This window comes from Phenylobacterium sp. 58.2.17 (assembly GCF_026411515.1).
GTDB lineage: Bacteria > Pseudomonadota > Alphaproteobacteria > Caulobacterales > Caulobacteraceae > Phenylobacterium.
The window spans coordinates 1-20,343 of the sequence record NZ_JAPMTQ010000056.1; the positions used below are offsets into that span (position 1 = coordinate 1).

22 protein-coding genes and 1 pseudogene are annotated in these 20,343 nt (G+C 68.0%); 14 read left to right on the forward strand and 9 right to left on the reverse strand.

Annotation, left to right across the window (positions count from 1 at the left end; translation table 11 throughout):
• A pseudogene (locus tag OUA97_RS21115) lies at positions 1–544 on the reverse strand (hypothetical protein); the annotation flags it as partial.
• Between the two features lie 261 nt (positions 545–805).
• Complete coding sequence (locus tag OUA97_RS21120) at positions 806–1,378, reverse strand: CAP domain-containing protein (protein WP_267234029.1); 573 nt, start codon at positions 1,376–1,378, stop codon at positions 806–808.
• A 250-nt stretch (positions 1,379–1,628) separates the two neighbouring features.
• On the opposite strand from OUA97_RS21120, the gene OUA97_RS21125 reads away from it, so the two are divergent.
• Genes OUA97_RS21125 through OUA97_RS21135 form a run of 3 tightly spaced genes read left to right on the forward strand, consistent with a single transcriptional unit; the run spans position 1,629 to position 3,987 of the window.
• Entirely contained in the window at positions 1,629–2,387 is a 759-nt protein-coding gene (locus tag OUA97_RS21125) for a DsbA family protein (RefSeq protein WP_267234030.1), read from the forward strand.
• 32 nt (positions 2,388–2,419) lie between these two features.
• Positions 2,420–3,352: a glutathione-dependent disulfide-bond oxidoreductase gene (yghU, locus tag OUA97_RS21130; RefSeq protein ID WP_267234032.1), complete on the forward strand. Its 933-nt coding sequence runs from the start codon at positions 2,420–2,422 to the stop codon at positions 3,350–3,352.
• An 8-nt stretch (positions 3,353–3,360) separates the two neighbouring features.
• Positions 3,361–3,987, forward strand: coding sequence for an NUDIX hydrolase (locus OUA97_RS21135; protein ID WP_267234034.1), 627 nt, complete (start codon positions 3,361–3,363; stop codon positions 3,985–3,987).
• Positions 3,988–3,993: 6 nt separating this feature from the next.
• Here the strand turns inward: OUA97_RS21135 and OUA97_RS21140 are convergent, their stop codons facing one another.
• Both OUA97_RS21140 and OUA97_RS21145 read right to left on the reverse strand, forming a co-directional pair.
• Positions 3,994–4,572 (reverse strand): TetR/AcrR family transcriptional regulator, encoded by a 579-nt coding sequence (locus tag OUA97_RS21140; protein ID WP_267234035.1) that lies wholly within the window; start codon positions 4,570–4,572, stop codon positions 3,994–3,996.
• A gap of 43 nt (positions 4,573–4,615) precedes the next feature.
• On the reverse strand, positions 4,616–5,065 hold the full coding sequence (locus tag OUA97_RS21145; protein WP_267234036.1) for a globin domain-containing protein: 450 nt from the start codon (positions 5,063–5,065) through the stop codon (positions 4,616–4,618).
• Positions 5,066–5,150: 85 nt separating this feature from the next.
• Here OUA97_RS21145 and OUA97_RS21150 point away from each other — a divergent pair, with 85 nt between their 5' ends.
• On the forward strand, positions 5,151–5,597 hold the full coding sequence (locus OUA97_RS21150; RefSeq protein ID WP_267234037.1) for an RrF2 family transcriptional regulator: 447 nt from the start codon (positions 5,151–5,153) through the stop codon (positions 5,595–5,597).
• Between the two features lie 4 nt (positions 5,598–5,601).
• On the opposite strand, the gene OUA97_RS21155 is transcribed toward OUA97_RS21150, so the two are convergent.
• Positions 5,602–6,075, reverse strand: a complete 474-nt coding sequence (locus tag OUA97_RS21155; protein ID WP_267234038.1) for a VOC family protein — start codon at positions 6,073–6,075, stop codon at positions 5,602–5,604.
• Between the two features lie 199 nt (positions 6,076–6,274).
• Here OUA97_RS21155 and OUA97_RS21160 point away from each other — a divergent pair, with 199 nt between their 5' ends.
• From OUA97_RS21160 to pyrF, 5 genes are all read left to right on the forward strand, one after another.
• Complete coding sequence (locus OUA97_RS21160; RefSeq protein ID WP_267234039.1) at positions 6,275–7,561, forward strand: cytochrome P450; 1,287 nt, start codon at positions 6,275–6,277, stop codon at positions 7,559–7,561.
• A 357-nt stretch (positions 7,562–7,918) separates the two neighbouring features.
• Complete coding sequence (locus OUA97_RS21165) at positions 7,919–9,460, forward strand: M20/M25/M40 family metallo-hydrolase (RefSeq protein WP_267234040.1); 1,542 nt, start codon at positions 7,919–7,921, stop codon at positions 9,458–9,460.
• 112 nt (positions 9,461–9,572) lie between these two features.
• The gene (locus OUA97_RS21170) at positions 9,573–11,846 is read left to right on the forward strand and encodes a TonB-dependent receptor (RefSeq protein ID WP_267234041.1); all 2,274 of its coding nucleotides are present in this window, start codon (positions 9,573–9,575) and stop codon (positions 11,844–11,846) included.
• 130 nt (positions 11,847–11,976) lie between these two features.
• Positions 11,977–12,939, forward strand: coding sequence for a sensor histidine kinase (locus OUA97_RS21175; RefSeq protein ID WP_267234043.1), 963 nt, complete (start codon positions 11,977–11,979; stop codon positions 12,937–12,939).
• Positions 12,940–13,044: 105 nt separating this feature from the next.
• Positions 13,045–13,875 carry an orotidine-5'-phosphate decarboxylase gene (gene pyrF, locus OUA97_RS21180; protein WP_267234045.1) on the forward strand — a complete coding sequence of 277 codons (831 nt, stop codon included), beginning with the start codon at positions 13,045–13,047 and terminating at the stop codon, positions 13,873–13,875.
• Positions 13,876–13,916: 41 nt separating this feature from the next.
• Here the strand turns inward: pyrF and OUA97_RS21185 are convergent, their stop codons facing one another.
• On the reverse strand, positions 13,917–14,261 hold the full coding sequence (locus OUA97_RS21185; protein ID WP_267234046.1) for a hypothetical protein: 345 nt from the start codon (positions 14,259–14,261) through the stop codon (positions 13,917–13,919).
• 35 nt (positions 14,262–14,296) lie between these two features.
• Entirely contained in the window at positions 14,297–14,752 is a 456-nt protein-coding gene (locus OUA97_RS21190; protein ID WP_267234048.1) for a cupin domain-containing protein, read from the reverse strand.
• Between the two features lie 90 nt (positions 14,753–14,842).
• Here OUA97_RS21190 and OUA97_RS21195 point away from each other — a divergent pair, with 90 nt between their 5' ends.
• From OUA97_RS21195 to OUA97_RS21215, 5 genes are all read left to right on the forward strand, one after another.
• Positions 14,843–15,523 carry a GNAT family N-acetyltransferase gene (locus OUA97_RS21195; RefSeq protein ID WP_267234049.1) on the forward strand — a complete coding sequence of 227 codons (681 nt, stop codon included), beginning with the start codon at positions 14,843–14,845 and terminating at the stop codon, positions 15,521–15,523.
• A gap of 66 nt (positions 15,524–15,589) precedes the next feature.
• Complete coding sequence (locus OUA97_RS21200; protein WP_267234050.1) at positions 15,590–15,898, forward strand: hypothetical protein; 309 nt, start codon at positions 15,590–15,592, stop codon at positions 15,896–15,898.
• A gap of 152 nt (positions 15,899–16,050) precedes the next feature.
• Complete coding sequence (locus OUA97_RS21205) at positions 16,051–17,544, forward strand: dipeptidyl-peptidase 3 family protein (protein WP_267234051.1); 1,494 nt, start codon at positions 16,051–16,053, stop codon at positions 17,542–17,544.
• Between the two features lie 2 nt (positions 17,545–17,546).
• Complete coding sequence (locus OUA97_RS21210) at positions 17,547–18,578, forward strand: mechanosensitive ion channel family protein (protein ID WP_267234052.1); 1,032 nt, start codon at positions 17,547–17,549, stop codon at positions 18,576–18,578.
• Position 18,579: 1 nt separating this feature from the next.
• Positions 18,580–19,014, forward strand: a complete 435-nt coding sequence (locus OUA97_RS21215) for a DUF488 family protein (protein ID WP_267234053.1) — start codon at positions 18,580–18,582, stop codon at positions 19,012–19,014.
• Between the two features lie 34 nt (positions 19,015–19,048).
• Here OUA97_RS21215 and OUA97_RS21220 read toward each other — a convergent pair whose 3' ends face one another.
• Together OUA97_RS21220 and OUA97_RS21225 are read right to left on the reverse strand one after the other, a co-directional pair.
• Positions 19,049–19,270: a hypothetical protein gene (locus tag OUA97_RS21220; protein WP_267234054.1), complete on the reverse strand. Its 222-nt coding sequence runs from the start codon at positions 19,268–19,270 to the stop codon at positions 19,049–19,051.
• Between the two features lie 75 nt (positions 19,271–19,345).
• Positions 19,346–20,343 (reverse strand): beta-ketoacyl-ACP synthase III (locus OUA97_RS21225; RefSeq protein WP_267234056.1); only part of this gene is annotated, 998 nt, incomplete at its 5' end.

Consider the following 20,343-nt stretch of genomic DNA (forward strand, 5'->3'; position numbering starts at 1 on the left):
CGGCTTCTTCGGCCTGGGCTCGATGGTGCGCCGCTCGCGCGCCGACGAGCGGGCCGAACACCGCCGGGAAGCCGCCGCCGCCGCCGCCGACCGGCAGGGCGGCCAGGGTCATCGGCGGGGAGGCGTCGGCGATCTCGGCCGGCGGACCGGCGACTTCGTCCAGCAGGCGCTGGGCCGGCGGACGGGCTTCAGGCGGCAGGGCCGCCATGATCGACGGCTTGGTGTCGCATTCGGTCGACGGCGGGGCCGGCACATAGGCCGTGCGCATCGTGTACGACGACTCCGGAAGCTTCTTCATCGGCGCGGCGGGCTTGGCCGCGGCCACGGCGGTGCGCGGCTTGGCGACCGGCTTGCGGGCTTGCACGCTGGCGGCCGGCTTGGCCTTGGCGGGCTTGACTGCGCGGGCCGGCTTGGCGGCCTTCGGCGCCGCCGGCTTGGCGACGGCAGGTCGCGAGACCTTGATGAAGCAATCTTCGGCGGCGGCCGGCGTAGCGGCGGCCGTACTCAGAATCGCACCGACGACGACATATTTGGCGATGGCCATGTCGTACCCCCCAGGTTAACGAGCCCGCCGCTGCCGACGCTGCTCCAACAGGCGCTTTCGCGCCAGCTCGCCACTATCTAAAGGCGAACCTTTCAAACTCGACCATATAGTATGACGACGTTCCGGGAAACCGGCGTAATCAATTGTAAAGCATGTAAATCCGTTAACGTTGCGCGGTTGCTACGTATCGCGCCTCACGCTTAAGTTTCGCCTTGCAGGGGAAGCGCCATGATGACGCACCGGGCCGATTCGCCGGTAAGATTACTCGTCAGCGGCGAGTATTCTGTCCAGCTGGGCGGTGATGATGCGCGGCGAGGCCGCGGCGCTGAAGTCCATCACGCACATGGTTTCGTAGTCGCGATGCGGCCCGCAGCTGATCCCCGCCACCTTGAAGGCGGCGGTGAACATGTTGGTCCGGTGCCCGCGGTCGGGGACGCCGCTGTCGATGATCAGCGCGCGCACCACGTCCTCAGGGGAGGGCGGGCCGTAGGCGATGTTCTCGGCGGCCATCGCCGGCGCTGCGCCGTGCCGGCGCACGCGGTCGTAGAAGCGTTCGCCATCGGCGCTGGCGTGGCCGATGGCCCCGACCGGGCCCTGCAGCGATACATGCTCCAGCGCCGCCGAGGCCAGGCTGTCGTCGGGCCGCAGCGGCGGCAGCGGACGCTGGCGCTTGAGGAACTGCACCGCTTCGATATAGGCGGCGTGGTCGGCCGGTTCGCCGGCGTCGATCAAGGCCTGCTCCCAGGGCGTGACCGGTTCACGCTCGAGGCGTCGGGCGTATTCCTGGGGGTAGGCGCGGGCGAAGTTGATCTCGGCGAGGATCGCGTCTTCCATCGGCCCGGCGCTCGCCGTGGTCGGTGCGCACAGGGCGGCCCCCAGTGCGGCGAGTAGAACGGGATGTAGGAAGCGCGGTTTCACTTGTTTCGCCCATCGATTTCCTGGGCGAAAACTGCAGTATCGCGATGTATTTCAACTTAAGAGTAATGGTTACAATCCTGGTTACCTTAACGCGAAGTCAATATCTGGAGGGGCCTCGATTCGGCATGGCGAGCGGATGCCGGCGATCGGGCAAGGGGCGGGCGTGATGAACTTGAAGCAATTGTTGGTCGCCGCCGCCCTGCTGTCGTTGGCCGGCTGCGATGGGCTGCAGAAGGCGCCGGTCCAGAACGACCCGGCGTTCGATCGCCGCCTGCGCGCCTACCTGCTGGAGCACCCGGAGGTGATCCGCGACGCCGCGGCCAAGCTGCAGGCCGAGAAGGCGGCCAAGGCCCGGGCCGTGCTCGCCAAGGCGCAGCCGGCGCTGGAGCGCGATGCGCGCGACTTCGTCGCCAATCCCGACGGCCGTGCGACGGTCGTCCAGTTCTTCGACTACCGCTGTCCCTACAGCCGCGCCGTCGCGCCCGATGTCGAGCGGCTGATCGCGGCCAACCGCGACGTTCGCTTCGTCTTCAAGCAGTACCCGGTGTTCGGCAGCGCCTCGGACTATGCGGCCCGCGCGGCCCTGACGCCCCAGGGCAAGGCCAAGGGCCTGGCGCTGCACCGCGCGCTGATGGCGCAGAAGGACCTCAACCCGGCCCGGACCGACCGCATCCTTGGGCAGTTGGGCCTCAACGCGCGCGACGTCGAGGCCGCCGCCCACGACCCGGCGATCGCCGAGCAGATCGCCGACACTCGCGAGCTGGCCTTGAAGCTCAATCTGAAGGGCACCCCGACCTTCGTCGTGGCCGGCGAGGTCATTCCCGGCGCCGACATCGAGCGGCTCGAAACGGCCATCGCCCGGGCCCGGGCCTCGGCGCTGTCCAGCGTCGGCGAGGCGCTGACCCGCAATCCGTTCGGGCACTAGCGGCGCGTCGCGCCCTTGGCGTGGGGCGCGCCATGCCCCACCTTGAACCGAACAAGCCGCAACTCGCGGGCGCCCGCCCGCACGCCTGGAGCCCGCTGATGACCGACTACACTCCGCCGAAGGTCTGGACCTGGAACAAGGAAAACGGCGGGCGCTTCGCCAGCATCAATCGTCCCATCGCCGGCCCGACCCACGACAAGGAGCTGCCGGTAGGCCGCCATCCGCTGCAGCTCTACTCCCTGGCCACCCCCAACGGGATCAAGGCCACGGTGATGCTCGAGGAGCTGCTGGCCCTTGGCCACAAAGGCGCTGAGTACGACGCCTGGCTGATCAACATCGGCGCCGGCGACCAGTTCGGCAGCGGCTTCGTCGACATCAATCCCAACTCCAAGATCCCGGCGCTGCTCGACCGCAGCGGGCCGACCCCGATCCGAGTGTTCGAATCCGGCGCGATCCTGGTCCACCTGGCCGAGAAGTTCGGCGCCCTGCTGCCGACCGATCCGGCGGCGCGCGCCGAGACCATGTCGTGGCTGTTCTGGCAGATGGGCAGCGCGCCCTATCTCGGCGGCGGCTTCGGCCACTTCTACGCCTACGCCCCGACCAAGATCGAATACGCCATCGACCGCTTCGCCATGGAGACCAAGCGCCAGCTCGACGTCCTCGACCGCCGGCTGGGCGAGAGCGAGTATATCGCCGGCGCCGAGTACACGATCGCTGACATCGCCATCTGGCCCTGGTACGGCGGGCTCGCCAAGGGCGTGCTCTACGAGGCCGGCGAGTTCCTGGCCGTGCACGAGTACAAGAACGTTCTGCGCTGGGCCGACCAGATCGCCGAACGCCCGGCCGTCCAGCGCGGCCGCATGGTCAACCGCACCTGGGGCGAACCGTCGACCCAGCTCGCCGAACGCCACGACGCCGCCGATTTCGACACCAAGACCCAGGACAAGCTGCAATCGGTGGAGTAGGGCGGGGCATGAGCTATCCGTTCACCACCGCCTTCCGGACCGAACTGGCCGCCCGCTGCCAGGCGTTTCCCCGCCTGGCCTACGAGGGGCCCCAGCTCAAGCACGCGGCGGTGGCGATCACCCTGGTGGACGCCGGGGACGGCTCGGGGGAGACGGCGTTCCTGCTGACCCGCCGCTCGGCGACCCTGCGCGCCCATGCCGGCCAGTGGGCTCTGCCGGGCGGGCGCTGCGACGATGGCGAGACCTTGCAGCAGGCGGCGCTGCGCGAACTGCACGAGGAGCTGGGCGTCCAACTGGCGCCGTCGAGCATCCTCGGCGTGCTGGACGACTACGCCAGTCGCTCGGGCTATGCGATCGCGCCGGTCGTGACCTGGCTGGACGACGCCCGCGCGCTGGTCCCCAATCCGGACGAGGTAGCGTCCGTCCACCGCTTCCGGCTCGACCAGATCGCCGGCGACGATGCGGTGGCCTTCGAGACCATTCCCGAGAGCGAGCGGCCGCTGATCCGGCTGAATCTCGGCGAGCACCACATCCACGCGCCCACCGCGGCTCTGATCTATCAGTTGCGCGAAATCGTCGCCGGCCGCGTCACTCGCGTCGCCGACCTCGACCAGCCGGTCTTCGCCTGGCGCTGAGGGGGCTTAGTCCTCGGCGATCAATGTGTTGAACACCGCCGTGACCTGCGCGACGAAAACCTCGCGCTCGCGGCCTTCCAGCGCCTCGCCGCGGATCAGGCGTTCCACCAGGAAGCCGATATAGACGCCGGCCAGCACCCGGGCGCGGGCCTCGGCGTCGGCCCCGCCCATCCAGTTGCGGATCGGCGCCATCAGGCGCTCCTGCACCAGGGTGTTGAGGAACGGTGCGGTGGCTGGCGAGGTCGCCGCCCGCAGCAGGAACTGAAACCGCTGGGTCCGCGCCTCGTCGGCATGCGGGCTGCCGGCCAGCATCCGGGCCATCTCTCCGGCGAAGGTCGCCCGGTTCCAGTCCAACTGCTCATTGGCCTGGAAGGAGTCCTTCAGCGCCTCGACGAACAGCGCTTCCTTGCCGCCGAAGTAGCGTTTGACCAGCGCCACGTCCGCGCCCGCCTCGCCAGCGATGTCGCGCAGCGTGCAATCATAGCCGGTGCGCGCGAACTGCTTCTTCGCCGCCTTCAGAATGGCTGCGCGGGTGGCTTCGGCGTCGCGCCGGCGGGGGCCTTGGCGTACCAGCGTCTCTGTCATCGAGCGTTGTGTACACCAAGCCGCGCGGCGCGACACCCCGGCCTCAGGCCGCCTCGGCGTCCTCGTAGGCCTGGGCCTCGGCCGCGATCAGGATGTCGGCCAGCATCCAATAGGCTTCGCCCCAGGCCGACAGCACCTCGTCGGTGGCGACGTCGGCGCCCAGAACCTCACGGATCGCCGGCAGCAGCGCGTTGGCGACGTGCGGATAGTGTTCGGGCTTCACACCGGTGTCGACGTGGCGCGCGACCATGACCTGCACGGCCGGGCCGAGGTTCTCCAGGTGATCGATGTTCTTGGCGTAGGCGAGGATGGCGCCGGCCAGCCGCCGCGGCTGTTCGCCGCTGTCCTGCGCCGCGCGATCGAACATCGCGGCGATTTCCGCATCCTTGAACAGGCGGGCGTACATCGCCGTCGTGATCTCCAGGCCATGCTTTTGGATGACGGGAGCGGTGGATTTGACGATGGCCATGGCCTGGGCGGAAGCGACGCGCATTCGAGACTCCATTAAAGCGGTATATTAAAAGCCGGTATTGTAGTTGCTTGATTATCGCAAGCGCGTTTTCCACATAGATCCTGGCATGCAGCTCACCCAGCACACCGATTTCGGCCTGCGCCTCCTGATCGTCCTGACGCGGACGGGCGGCGGCCCGATCTCGCTGCCCAGCTTCGCGGCCGAGCAGCAGCTGTCGTACAATCACGTGGCCAAGGTCGCCCAGGCGCTGGTCCGGGCCGGCTTTATCCGCAGCCTGCGCGGCCGCAACGGCGGGGTCGAACTGGCCCGCGCGCCGTCGGAGATGACGGTGGGCGACGTCGTGCGCGCCCTGGAGCCGGGCATGCGCATGGCCGACTGCGCCAGCTGCCAGCTGCAGCTCGGCTGCGAAACCAGCAGCATCCTGGCCGAGGCCGTCGGCGCGTTCATGGCCGTTCTGGACCGGACGACGCTGGAGGTCGCAGCCCAATCGGCGCGACCGGCCTTTTCCGCCTGGAGCGTGGCGACCCGTTCGGACCGGGCCTCGCCGGGTTGAGGGCTCAGCCGCGCCGGGCCGCGTCGATCGCCGCGACGTCGATCTTGCCCATGGTCATCATCGCATCGAACGCCCGCTTGGCCTCCGCCCCGCCGGCGGCCATGGCCTCGGTCAGGGTCCGCGGGGTGATCTGCCAGGACACGCCCCAGCGGTCTTTGCACCAGCCGCAGGCGCTCTCCGTGCCCCCGTTGTCGACGATGGCGTTCCAGTAGCGGTCGGTTTCGGCCTGATCCTCGGTGGCGATCTGGAACGAGAACGCCTCGTCCTGCTTGAAGGCCGGCCCGCCGTTCAGGCCGATGCAGGAGACGCCCGCGACGGTGAATTCGACGGTCAGCACGTCGCCTTCCTTGCCGGACGGATAGTCGCCGGGCGCGCGGCGCACCGCGGTCACGGCGCTGTCGGGAAAGGTCTGGGCGTAGAAGCGCGCGGCGGCTTCGGCGTCGGTGTCGTACCAGATGCAGATCGTGTTCTTGGCCATGGCGGTCCCCTGGTCGCCCGTTGCGGGCGTCCGCACATAACGTACGCGCCGCCGCCGCGTTCGCCACGTGCGTCCGATTGCTAAGTCAATCGCCGTTGACATAGGCCCGGTCTGCGCTCAACCTTCCGGAAAGTCCGCAGACCCGGCGGCGACGTCGCCGGGGATAGCAAAAGAGGGCGGGCGACTTGGGAAGGAAGCCATGAATATCTCCGCCAAGATTACCGCTGCCGATGCGGCCGCCGAAATCGCCGCGATGCCGCTGGAGCAGCTCAACCCCGCCAAGGTGTCGCGCTTCTACGACGACACCATCTGGCCGGTGTTCGAGCGCCTGCGCCGCGAAGACCCCATCCACTTCACGCCGGACAGCGAGTACGGCCCCTATTGGTCGATCACCAAGTGGAACGACATCATGGCGGTCGACACCGACCATGAGTCCTTTTCCTCGGCCGAGGGCATCACCCTGATCAATCAGGTGGCGATGGCCGAGCAGGAAAAGGTCATGGGCGTACGCCGCCGCGGCGGCGCCGGCTTCATCACCATGGACGAGCCGCAGCACAGCCATGCGCGAAAGGCGGTCAGCCCGACGGTCGCCCCTTCGAACCTGCACAACATGGCCCCGCTGGTGCGCGAGCGCGCCGGCCAGATTCTCGACTCGCTGCCGATCGGCAAGGAGTTCGACTGGGTCGACCTGGTCTCGAAGGAACTGACGGCCATGACCCTGGCCACTCTGTTCGACTTCCCGTTCGAGGACCGCCGCAAGCTGACCTACTGGTCGGACATGGTCACCAACCAGCCCGGGCACGGGCCGGTGAAGAGCTGGGAGCACAAGGGCCAGGCGATGATGGAATGCTTCGCCGCATTCCAGGAGCTGTGGGACCAGCGCGTCAACGCCGAACCGGCCGGCGACCTGATCTCGATGCTGGCGCACAATCCGGCCACCCGCGACATGGAGCTCGCCACCTATCAGGGCAACGTCATCCTGCTGATCGTCGGCGGCAACGACACCACCCGCAACACCATCTCCAGCAGCGTCTACTCGCTGAACAAGAACCCGGACCAGTACGCCAAGCTGCGCGCCAATCCGGACCTGGTGCTGTCGATGGTGTCGGAGACGATCCGCTGGCAGACCCCGCTCGCCCACATGGCCCGCGTGGCGACGCGCGACGTCGAGCTCGGCGGCAAGACCATCAAGAAGGGCGACCGCGTCGCCATGTGGTACATCTCGGGCAACCGCGACGAGGAGATGGTCGATCGTCCGAACGAGTACATCATCGACCGCGAGCGGCCGCGCCAGCACATGTCCTTCGGCTTCGGCGTCCACCGCTGCGTGGGCAACCGAGTCGCCGAGATGCAGCTGACCATCATCTGGGAAGAAATCCTCAAGCGCTTCCCTGAGATCAAGGTCGTCGGCGAGCCGACCCTGAACTGGTCGGCCTTCGTGCACGGGTTCGAGACCCTGCCGGTGATCATTCCGCATCGAGTCTAACCCGGAGACGGGGAGGGGCGCGTCGCCTTCATGGTGGCGCGGGGAGATCGGGGTCGAGCGTCTGGAGCGCTCGGCCCCTTTCGTTTTGAGCTCGCCCTTGGGCATGTCCTTGCTTCGTGCGGCCAGAAGTCGGGCATGTTGTTTCTGTGGTTACATTTGAAACTTTCTGGTCTCGGCCAAGAATAATGCAGTCTCTCGGCAACAGTCCGGCGGTTCTGTAGGCGTCGGGGCGCCCAGATCACTTGGCAGGCGAGGAACTTCTCTGTAGCGCCACTGTCGCGAGGCCTTAAGCTTCGCCATCGCGAGCTTGCGGCTCGCGCAAGACAGTAAGACGAGCGCCGCTCACCGGGAGTAAAAATGTCCGACCAGTACGATCGCCCTTTGACTGACCGCCGCAGCTTGATGGCCGGCGCCGCCGCCGCCGCCGCGGCCGGTGCGTTCCTCGCCCCGGGCGTGGCCGCCGCCGCCAGCGCCGATCTCGCGGCGATCCGCAAGGCCGCCGAGGCCGACAAGGCCGACGCCATCAAGCGCCTTCAGGAGTGGATCGCGCTTCCGACCGTCGCTGCTGAGGGGCTGAACGTCACCGAAGGTCCGGCCTATATGGCCAAGATCGCCAAGGAGGCCGGTTTCAAGACCGCCGAGATCATCCCGACCGACGGCGTCGACGGCGTGTTCGCCACCCTCGACGTGGGCGCTCCGCGCTGGATCGGCGTCTACTTCATGTACGACGTGAAGCAGTTCGACCCCAAGGAATGGTCGAGCCCGCCGCTTGAAGGACGCCTGGTGGAGAAGGCCCCGTTCGGCACGGTGATGATGGGCCGCGGCGCCACCAACTCCAAGGGCGGCCAGATCGCGCTGCTCAACGCCCTGCGGGCCATGCGCGCCGCCGGCAAGAAGCCGCCGGTCAACATCGCCCTGATCTGTGAAGGCGAGGAAGAGATCGCCTCGCCGCACTTCCGCCAGATCGCGACCCACCCGAAGGTCCTGCCGATCCTGCAGAAGTGCGAGGGCATCTACGTGCCCGGCCCGGCGCAGGACCGCACCACCGGCGAGGTTTCCTTCACCCTCGGCGCCAAGGGGCCGGTCGAACTCCAGCTGATCGTCGACGGCGCCAAAACCGGCATCGGTCCGAAGACCGACATCCACTCGTCCGAGAAGGCTCGCATCGACAGCCCGATCTGGCGTCTGGTCCAGGCCCTGGCCACTCTGACCAGCGCCGACGGCAACACCCCGACGCTCGACGGCTTCATGGACAAGGTCCGGCCGCTGTCGGCGCGCGAAAAGGAGCTGATCGCCCAGCTCGCCCAGAAGACCAACGAGGCCGCGATCAAGCAGGCCTACGGCAACAAGGCCTGGATCGACAATCTGAGCTACGAGAAGTCGATCGAGCGGCTGCTCTCGCAGCCGACGATCAACCTGCAGGGCCTGGTCGGCGGCTACACCGGCCCGGGCGGCAAAAGCATCCTGCCGAGCCGCGCCGAGGCCAAGCTCGAGATCCGGATGGTGCCGAACCAGACCTACGAGGACACCGTCCGCCAGCTGCGCGAGCATCTCGACAAGCGCGGCTTCCAGGACGTCCAGATCAACGTCTCGGGCGGCTACGATCCCACCGAGACGGCCGAGGACGCCCGCGTCGTCCAGGCCGCGCTCGGCGCCTACAAGAAGATGGGCATCCCGGTGACGCTGTCGCCGCGCAGCCCCGGCTCCTGGCCCGGCTCGCTGTTCACCCAGCCGCCGGTGGCCAAGCCCGCGATCCACTTCGGCGTCGGCTTCGGGTCGGGCGCGCACGCGCCGGACGAGTTCATCGTCATCGACTCGGCCAATCCGAAGGTGGCCGGCTACGTCGACGCCACCATGGCCCAGGCGCAGTTCCTCTACGCCCTGGCGGAAATGAAATAGCCGAGGCCGCCCCCCGCGTGGGGGCGGCGCTCACGACCAGCAAGAGTTTTGACGACCGCCGCCGCGCCCGCCGGGCCCGGCGGCACGATACTTGGGGGAAGTCCACATAATCATGTCAGTCCAACGTTCATTCCGCGTAGCCTTGCTCAGCGCCTCGGCGAGTGTCGCCGTCGGCGGGGCAGCCCTGGCCCAGTCGGCTCAGCCGCCTGCGGTCGAGGAAGTCGTCGTCACCGCGCTGAAGCGCGCCACCAACCTGCAGGACACGCCGATCTCCATCTCGGCGGTGACCTCGGAGACCATCGCCAACTCGGGCGTGCAGTCGATCGCCGACCTCGGCGCGACGGTCCCCGGCCTGACCTTCGTCAACAGCGGCCCGTCGTTCAGCCGCGTCGTGATCCGCGGGATCAACGCCGCCGGCGAGCCGACGGTCGGCGTCTATTATGACGAAACCCCGGTGACCGGCTCGATCGGCGCGGGCAACAACGCCGGCGGCTCGACCCCGGAACTGCGCCTGTTCGACGTCGAGCGGGTCGAAGTGCTGCGCGGCCCGCAGGGCACCCTCTACGGCTCCGGCTCGATGGGCGGCACCCTGCGCACCATCTACAAGAAGCCGAGCTACACCTTCGAAACCGCCCTGGACGGCTCGGTGTCCAAGACCGAGGGCGCCGGCGACTGGAACTACGAGGCGCAGGGGATGCTCAATGTCCCGCTGGCCGAGGACAAGGCCGCGCTGCGTATCGTCGGCTTCTATCGCGAAACCGCCGGCTACATCGACAACGTCTACCTCAACGACAGCGACATCAACGAGATGGAGACCTGGGGCGGCCGGGCGCTGCTGCGCCTGGAGCCGACCGAGAATCTGACCATCGACCTGGCCGCCTACATCAACCGCACCGAGGCCGAGGCCCCGAGCTGGTTCCCCGCGGTCGGCGAGTACAAGTCGGACGCCCGCACCCAGCTGCCGCAGACCGACGACCTGGATCTCTACAGCGCCACGGCCAATCTCGATCTCGGGCCGGTGACCGCCGTGGGCTCGGTCTCGTACATGCGCCGCGAGCTGATGAGCACCCAGGACGTGACTCAGTTCATGCAGGGCTTCCGGACGCCCGCCCGCTGCCAGGCGCTCTACAACCGCGGCGCCGCCTGCAGCACCGACCAGCTGTCGGCCTACTACGCCTATGTGGACACCCAGTACCCGTCGGTGCTGAAGCCGCAGCAGGAGATGGACACCTACACGGCCGAGCTGCGCTTCACCTCGAACTACGAGAGCGCGCTGCAATGGACCGCCGGCGGCTTCTTCTCGGACCGCAAGACCGTCGTCTGGAACCCGCAGGTCGGCGTCGATCCGGGCAGCGGCGCGCTCTATGAGCCCGAAGTCGTCATGACTGGCCGGGTGATCGACGACACCCTGAAGCAGTACGCGGCCTTCGGCGAACTGTCCTTCGACGTCAACGAGCAGCTCAACCTCACCGCCGGCGCCCGTTATTTCAAGTACACCAAGGACATCATCGGCGAGACGCTGGTCCCGTCGATCCTGGTGGGCGCGGTCGTCACCCCGCCGACCAAAGTCGAGTCCGAGGAAAAGGGCTGGGTGTTCCGCTTCAACGGCTCCTACAAGATCACCTCGGACGTCATGCTCTACGCCGAGGCCTCGCAGGGCTACCGTCCGGGCGGCGCCAACCAGGTGCTCGGCCTGCCGGGCAACCTGACCCCGTACGAGTCGGACCAGCTCTGGAACTATGAAGTCGGCGTGAAGTCGGCCTTCTGGGATCGTCGCGCGACCCTCAACGCCGACATCTTCCAGATCGACTGGAGCGACATGCAGGTTCGGATCCTGACCCCGAACGGCGCCTTCAGCTACATCGGCAACGCCGGCAAGGCCCGCATCCGCGGTCTGGAAGTCGAAGGCGCGGTGAACCCGATCTCGGGCCTGTCGATCACCGGCAACTTCTCGATCATGGAAGCCGAGCTGACCGAGAACCAGCCGGGCGGCGGGACCACCATCCCCAACGCCGGCCTGAAGGGCGACCGCATCCCCTACGTGCCGAAGTTCCAGGGCGCGATCTCGGCCCAGTACGTCTGGCCGCTGACCGAGGGCCTCAACGGCTTCGCCCGCGTCGACTTCAACCACATGGGCAGCTCCTACAACGAGCTGCGCACGAGCTACGTCTACGCGCGCAAGATCGACGCCTATGACCTGGTCAACACCCGGGTCGGCGTCGAATCCGACGCCGGCGGCTGGGGCGCTTACCTCTTCGTGACCAACCTGTTCGACGAGGCGGCGATCTTCTCCAAGAGCGTCGGCGCCACCTCGGCGGGCCGCACCTCGGTGTTCTCGGCCCCGCCGCGGACCATCGGCGTCAACCTGCGCAAGTCGTTCCAGTAAGCGTCGGATAGGGCCGAAGCCGGGCATCTGCGCTCGGCTTCGGAACCCTATGTCGAATATCGACGGACGTGGAACCACCACGGCCGTAGCCCGTAGGAAGAGTGCATCGCAACGTGGTCTGAGGCAGCGCGTGGACGACGGCACATCGAACGATGAGGGTATCGAGGGGCGCTATCGGGCGGTCTTCGACAACATGTCCGAGGGCTTCGTAGTCTGTGAAGCCATTGTCGGCGCCGACGGCCGTCTGGCCGACTACTGGATCCGCGAGGCCAATCCGGTCTTCCGCAGCCGCGTGGCGGGCGCGGACGATGTCATCGGGCGGCGGCAGCTCGAGGTGCGGCCGGACACCGATCCGCGCTGGATCTCCGCCTGCGGGCGGGCCTTCGCAGGCAAGCCTGTCCGCTTCGAGTTCGCCGATGTCGAGGGCGGGCGCTGGTACGACGTCCACATGATGCGGCTCTCGAACACGCAGTTCGGGCAGTTCTTCATCGACGTCACGGCGCGACATCGGGCCGCCGAGCGGCAGGCGGAACTGTTCGTCGACCTGAACCACCGTGTGAAAAATAATCTCGCCATCGTGGCCTCGCTGCTCATGTTGCAGGGGCGCAGCGAGGGGCCGCAGGTCGCCCAGGCCCTGGCCAAGGCGGCCGATCGGATCAGTTCGATCAGCGACCTGCACACCATGCTGTACCAGCAGCAGGTGCACGACAGCGTCCAACTGCAGCCGTACCTCGGCGGCCTTGTCGAGCGCCTGTCGGAAAGCCTGCTCGATGGCGACCGCATCACGATCGAGATCGCCTGCGATCCGGTCGAGGTCAGCGCCGAACAGGCCGTTAGCATCGGCCTGATCGTCAACGAGCTCGTCACCAACTCGGTCAAGCACGCCTTCAAGGACAGCAAGCGGGGCGCGGTCCGCATCAGCGGCCGGAAAGACGCCGCCGGCTATCGGCTCCGGGTCGAGGACGACGGGCCCGGCATCGACCGCCTGGCGGATGAAGGCCTGGGCATGCGTCTGATCAAGTCGCTGGCGTCCGGCCTTGGCGAGGTGCGTTGGGGCGCAGACGGCGGCGCCGTCGTCGACCTGCACTGGTAGGCCCTCCATAGGGTGTGTGAGATATTCGAACATGACGATGCGATCTGATCGCTTGCCTCCACTGCTTGCCGATCGCATGCCAGGCGGCGTTGGAGGAGAGACGCCATGCCCGGTTTCGCCGAACGCTTCGCCGAGTTCGCCCGCCTACGCTCGCCGCTTTGCCTCGGTCTGGATCCTTCCGAGGAAGTTTTCGCCGCCTGGGGCCTGAAGAGCGACGCTTCAGGTCTGGAGCGGTTCTGCGGCACGGTGCTCGAGGCGGTGGGCGACAGCTTGCCGGTCGTCAAACCTCAGGCGGCCTTCTTCGAGCGCTTCGGTCCGGCTGGCATGGCGCAGCTCGCCCAGGCCGCCGCCCAGTTGCGCCGGCAGAACGTGCTCAGCCTCATCGACGCCAAGCGCGGCGACGTGCCGGGCACCATGCAGGGCTATGCGGCCGCCATGTTGGGCGCCGACAGCGGCTTCGGCGGCGATGCGATGACGGTGAGCGCCTATCTCGGCTTCGAGGCGCTCCGCCCGACATTTGAGCGCGCTGCGGCGACAGGGGCCGCGGTGTTCGTCGTGGTCCATTCGTCGAACCCCGAAGGCCGCGCCTTGCAGTCGGCGCGGATGGCGGACGGCCGCTCGGTTTCGCAAACCCTGGCCGACGCCGTGACGACCGAGAACAGGCTCGCGCCTGGCGTGGTCGGCGCCGTGGTGGGGGCGACCCTGTCGCAGGAGGAGGCAGGCATCTTGGATCGGCTTTCCGGCGCGCTGCTCCTCGCGCCCGGCGTCGGGGCGCAAGGTGCGACCCTGGACGCCGTCGCATCGCGGTTCGCCTGTGCGCAGGGCAGGGTGATCCCCTCGGTGTCCCGCGACATCCTCATGAAAGGCCCCAGCGTCGCTGGCCTGCGTACCGCGATCGATCGCTATCGCGACCAAGCATGGGCCGTCCTGGGCTAGCTGACGACGCCGGCGCTCGGCGCTTCAGCCTTTCGGCCGTCTCATTTGACGATGGTGGCCATCAACTCACTGGCCTGCTTCAGGCAAAGGTTCGCCTGCGCGTTCTTCTCTTCCGTCGTCAGCTTGTTCAGCGCGCTGTCGACTTCTTGCCTGCTTGCCTTGGGTTGGAGCTGACTGGCGCGGCCCATATAGAAGCCGAAAGCCATTGACAGGGCGGCGACCGCGCGCGGCTCGGCGGGTTGGGCGGCCGAGGCTCCGGCGAGCCCCGCGCCGATCAGGCCGACACAGGTCAGTTCGCTTTCGCGGCTGCCGGCAGCCGGCGCGGAAAGGGCATGGGTCGACACCAGCAAGAGTGCTGTCGCCATCGTCCAGGCTGCGAGTTTCATCGTGTCCTCCGCAAGTTGAACGCCCCAAATGGGATTTAGGCGTCCAAATTTGCGGGGACGTCCACCGTCAGCCCGTAGGGCCGGCCCAGCTCGATCAGCTTTCCGAGGTCCGGCGCGGTCGACGAAATCTCGCGGTCGAAATCGGCGAACATGTGCGAGGCGCCCTCGCGGGAGGTCAGCGAGACCATTTCGCCGCCGCCCTTGCCGAACCGGAACCAGTGGGTGGTTCCGGCCGGCAGGTGAACGAAGGCGCCCGCATGGGCGACCAACTCCTGTTCGCCGATGCCGAAGGCGATCTCGCCGGCGACGACATAAAACGCCTCGTCCCAGGGATGGCTGTGCGGCGGCGGGCCGCTGCCTTCGGGACCGATCTGGTGAAAGACCTCGTAGCTGCCGGTGCGATCGCCGCTGGCGAGCACGGTGATCTGCTCGCCCACGACGTTCAGCGGGCGCACTCCGTCGGTCAGCTTGACGACGATTGGCTCGGCCATGTCGGCGCGCTCCTCTTTGAAGTCGGCAGGATAACATCGTTATGCGACGCTCGCCATGACGCCGGGCGCGGGCGGGGCTATGCAGGCGCCATGTCCCATCCGCTCGATCGCCCGGTCTGGTCGGCCCTGACCGACCGCCAGTCCCATCTCGCCCTGCAGCACGGCGCGGCGGTCCGATTCGGCCCCGACTTCGGACTGTTCGCGGCGCTGCCGGACGCCGCGCCCGAGCGCCTCGCCGACCTGGCCGCCCTGGTTGCCGTCCACGGCGACGTGGCGCTGGTCGAGGCCGAGCCGCCGCCGCCCGCGCCGGGGCTGGCGGTCCGCAGCCAGGCGCTGTGCTGGCAGATGGTCGCCGAGGCGCCGAACCCGGTCGGCGAGCCGGCCTTCGCCATCGAGGTGCTGACGGAGGCCGACGCCCCGCAGATGCTCGCCCTGGCGACGCAGACCGCGCCGGGCCCGTTCTTCGCGCGCACCCACGAGCTCGGCCGCTTCGTCGGGGTCAAGGAGAACGGCAAGCTGGTGGCCATGGCCGGCGAGCGGATGCAGCCGCCCGGCTATACCGAGGTCAGCGGCGTCTGCACCGATCCGGCCTATCGCGGCCGCGGTTTCGCCGCCGGCCTGATGCTCGAGGTCGCCGCCCGCATCCGGGCGCGGGGCGAGATCCCGTTCCTGCATTCCTACGCCCACAACACCGGCGCTATTGCGCTCTACCAGGCGCTGGGCTTCGATTTCCGCCGCGAGCTGGTGATGACCACCCTGACGCGCAGCTAGCGCTGCGGGCGCGTGCGGGGTTAGGCTCGCCCCAAGCCGTAGGGGCCACGCCAAAGGGAGAGAGACATGGCCTTGGAACTTCGGGCCCGCCGCAACCCCGTCGCCGTCGTGGACGCCGCGCCGCGCCGCGTGCGCGCCCATCCGGTCTATGTCGGCCCGCGCGCGACGCCGGCCGGCGCCGTCGGCCTGGGCGCGATGGGCAGCCTGGCGCTGGGGGCCATCGCGTTCGGGGCCTTCGCGGTCGGGGTGCTGGCGATCGGCAAGCTGGCCGTCGGCCGCGTCTCGGTCGGCCGGGCCCGGATCAAGCGCCTGGAGATCGACGAACTGACCGTGCGGCGGCTGACGGTCCTCGATGACGGCGAGCCGCCTCGCTAGAGCATTTTCCGCCAAAGCGGCCGCCAATTCGGCGAAGAAAGTGCTCAAATCTCAACGAGAGAGACGCAAAATCCCGGTCCCACCGGATCGGATTTGCTCTAGGTTCCGGCAAACGCCGCCTGCAGGCGGCTTCTCGGAGCTAAATCACTGACATGCGTAGGTTCGTTGCGCCGCTGATCGCGGCCCTTTGCCTGCCCACGGCCGCCATGGCCGCCGCCCCGGTCGCCAATGAAGGCCTGGCCCGCATCGAGATGCAGGTCGAGACCGGCTTCCTGAACGCCGAGGAGCGCCAGGTGGTCAACCTGCTGATCCAGGCGGCCGACGAGATGACCGCCATCTACAAGCGCCAGGCCGCGGGGCAGGGGCCGGGCCACGGCTTCTATCCGGACGGCCTGACCAAGGCCGAGCTCGACGCCTACATCGCCGCCCATCCGGACCAGAAGGCTGCGCTGATGGACGGCTACACCGTGGTCAAGCGCCAGGGCGACAAGCTGGTCACCACGCCTTACAGCGTCGAGTACAAGGCCGAACTCGACCGCGCCGCCGCCCTGCTGGAGAAGGCCGCGGCCATCACCACCAACCCCAGCCTGAAGAAGTTCCTGACCCTGCGGGCGCAGTCGTTCCGATCCAACGACTACTTCGAATCCGAAATGGCCTGGATGGACCTGGCGGGCACCCCGATCGAGGTCGCGATCGGCCCCTATGAGACCTATACCGACGAGCTCTACGGCCAGAAGACCGCCTTCGAAGCCTTCGTCACCCTGAAGGATCCGGCCGAAAGCAGCGCGCTGGACAAGTACAAGGGCTACCTGCGGGCCATGGAGGAGAACCTCCCGGTCGACGCCAAGTACAAGAACTTCGCCCGCGGCGGCGAGTCGCCCATCGCCGTGGCCGAGCAGGTGCGCGGCGGCGGCGACAACACCATCGGCCCGCAGACCATCGCCTTCAACCTGCCCAACGACGAGCGCGTGCGCGAGGCCAAGGGCGCCAAGAAGGTCGTGCTCTCCAACGTGCTCGGCGCCAAGTACGAGCGGATCCTCAAGCCGATGGGCGAGCGCGTGCTGGCGCCCGACCAGGCGGCCTTGGTCAGCAAGAAGTACATGACGCTCGAAACCCTGTTCCACGAGCTGTCCCACAGCCTCGGCCCCGGCTCGATCGTCGTCGACGGCCGCCCGACCACCGTCTCGGCCGAGCTCAAGGAAATCGCCGGCACGGCGGAAGAGGCCAAGGCCGACGTCATGGGCGCCTACAACATCCTCTTCATGATGGAGAAGGGCGAACTGCCGAAAGCCGAGCGTTCCCAGCTGTTCGCCAGCTACACCGCTGGCGTCTTCCGCGCTGTCCGCTTCGGGGCCGGCGAGGCCCACGGCCGCGGCGCGGCGCTGCAGTACGGCTATCTGAAGTCCAAGGGCGCCCTGGTCTGGGATCCGGCCGCCGCGCGCTTCCGGGTCGATGAGGTCGCCATGCAGGCCGGCCTCACCAGCCTGCTGGCCGAACTGATCAAGCTGCAGGGCGACGGCGACTATGCCGGCATGAACGCCTTCTTCGACAAATACGCGAAGCTGGACCCGCAGGCCGAGACGGTGATCGCCACCTTGAAGGACATCCCGGTGGACATCGCCCCGGTCTATCCCGACAAGATCTGAGCATGAACAGCGAGATCGCCGCCGACCTTCAGTCCCTGATGGCCTTCGAGCTTGTCCGCCTGGGCAGGACCGAGATCACTGTCGGCGGGCTGGTGGCGGCGATCCTCATCGTGGCGGTGTCGCTGGCCGCGGCCCGCATCGCCGCCGGCGCCATCCGCCGCATCCGCGGCCGGGTCGACACCGACGCGGCGCCGTCGATCTACATTTTCGAGAAGCTCAGCACCTACGGCCTGGTGATCTTCGGGATCATCGCCGCCTTCTCGACCCTGGGTCTCGACCTGTCGTCCTTCACCCTGTTCGCTGGGGCCCTCGGCGTCGGCCTCGGCTTCGGCATGCAGGGCATCGTCAAGGAGTTCATCTCCGGCCTGGTGCTGCTGTTCGACAAGCTGATCCGCATCGGCGACTACATCGAACTGCAGACCGGCGAGCGCGGCGTCGTCGCCGAAATCGGTCCCCGCGCCACCCGCATCCGCAACAATGACGACCTTGACGTCCTGATCCCCAATTCGCGGCTGATCGAGCAGCCGGTCACCAACTGGACCCACCAGAACGGCGCGCGGCGGATGCACATCCCGTTCCGCGTCGCCTACGGCGTCGACAAGGAGGCGGTGCGCGAGGCGGTGCTGCGCGCGGCCCACGCCGTGCCCTTCACCTTGAAGGACACCTCGGTCCGCAAGACCCAGGTCTGGCTGATCGGCTTCGGCGAAAGCGCCCTTGCCTTCGAACTTGTCGTCTGGCCGGCGCTGGAGGCGGTCAAGCGGCCCAACGCCACCCATGCGGCCTACACCTGGGCGATCGAGGACGCCTTGCGCTCCGGCGGCTTCGAGATCCCGCTGGCCCAGCGCGAGGTGCGCGTCCGCTCGGTGTTCGGCGAGGAGGGGGAGGACGCCCTCCAGACCCTGGGTCTGGCCGGTCACGCCGCCGGCCTGCGGCCAGGTCTCGCCCGGGCCAGCACCAATGACGCGGCCGAAGACCTCGCGCGCGGCGCAGAGCAGGACGCCGCCGAAGAGGCCCGCAAGCCGAAGGGACGCTGAGATGAAGCCGCTGGCGACCATCGGCTACGAGGCCGCCACCCAGGACGCGGTCATCGACCGCCTGAAGGCCGCCGGCGTTGAACTGCTGGTCGATGTGCGGGCGGTGGCCGCCTCGCGCCGCGCGGGGTTCTCCAAGACCGTGCTGGCCGCCAGCCTGGCGGAGGCGGGGATCGGCTACGTCCACCTGCGCCAGCTCGGCACCCCCAAGCCGGGCCGCGAGGCCGCCCGCAAGGGCCGCATCGCCGAGATGACCGCCATCTTCGAGGAGCACCTGGCCGAACCCGCCGCCCAGCTGGAGCTGGCCGCCGCCAAGGAGCTGGCGGCCGAGCGCAAGATCGCGCTGCTCTGCTTCGAGGCCGACCACCGCGGGTGCCACCGCAAGATTCTCGCCGACCGCATCTGCGAAGACCTCGGCTGCGCGATCGAGCATCTGTAGCGCGCGGGGCTAAGCCGGGTGCGAGGCGACCCGCCTAACCCCCGAACCCGCGCTTCAGCTTTTCCAGAGCCGGCGTAATGGTGTCCCAGTAGGGGCGGGCGCATTCGCCGTGCCAGGGGCCGCTCAGACCGCGGACGCCGTCCGGGTCCTCGCGGAAATGCATGTGGGTGGTCGGCTCGCCTGGGCGGATCGGCAGCTTGCACTTCGGGCACCACCGGCCGCGCGGATCGCCGCCGGGAACGTCGTCATAAGCCATCTCGGTACTCCCCCGGGGAACTGAGGTTTAGCTTAGTCCTCAGCTTCCCGGAGGCCGACGCGGCACGGCGCCGCGTCAGCGTTTGCGCACGAACACCGTGCCGGCCGAATATCCGGCGCCGAACGAGCAGATCAGGCCCGTCTCGCCGCTCTGGAAGTCCTCGTTGGCCTTGTGGAAGGCGATGATCGAACCGGCCGAGGAGGTGTTCGCATATTCATCTAGGATGATAACGTTTTCGCCCGGCGCAGGTTCGCGTCCCAGCACCCGCTTGCCGATCAGTTCGTTCATGTTGATGTTGGCCTGGTGCAGCCACATGCGCTTCAGGCCGGTCGGGTCGATGCCCAGGTCGCCGGCGTGGGCGACGATCATTTCCGAGACCATCGGCACCACCTCGCGGAACACCTTGCGGCCTTCCTGCACGAACAGCTTGTCGGCGGCGCCGACGCCCTCGGGGGCGGCGCGGTTCAGGAAGCCGAAGTTGTTGCGGATGTTGTTCGAGAACTGGGTCTTCAGCCGCGTGCCCAGGATGTCCCAGCCGCCGACGGCGTCCTCCGCCCGCTCGACGATCACCGCGGTGGCGACGTCGCCGAAGATGAAGTGGCTGTCGCGGTCGCGGAAGTTCAGGTGGCCCGAGCAGACCTCCGGATTGACCATCAGCACCGCGCGGGCCGACCCCGAGCCGACGAAGTCGGCGGCGGTCTTGATCCCGAAGGTGGCCGACGAGCAGGCGACGTTCATGTCGAAGGCGAAGCCCTCGATGCCCAGCGCCTGCTGCACCTCGATGGCCATGGCCGGATAGGCGCGCTGCATGTTCGACGCCGCGCAGATCACCGCGCCGATCTGGCTGACGTCCTTGCCCCAGCGCTCGATGGCCTGCTTGGCCGCCTCGACCGCGATCTCGGCCAGCACCGAAATCTGGTCGTTCGGGCGTTCCGGGATGATCGGCCGCATCAGGTCCGGATCGACCAGCCCGGTCTTGTCGATGACGAAGCGCGACTTGATGCCCGAGGCCTTCTCGATGAACTCGGCCGACGACGGGGTCAGGGCGTCGATTTCGCCGGCGGCGATGGCCT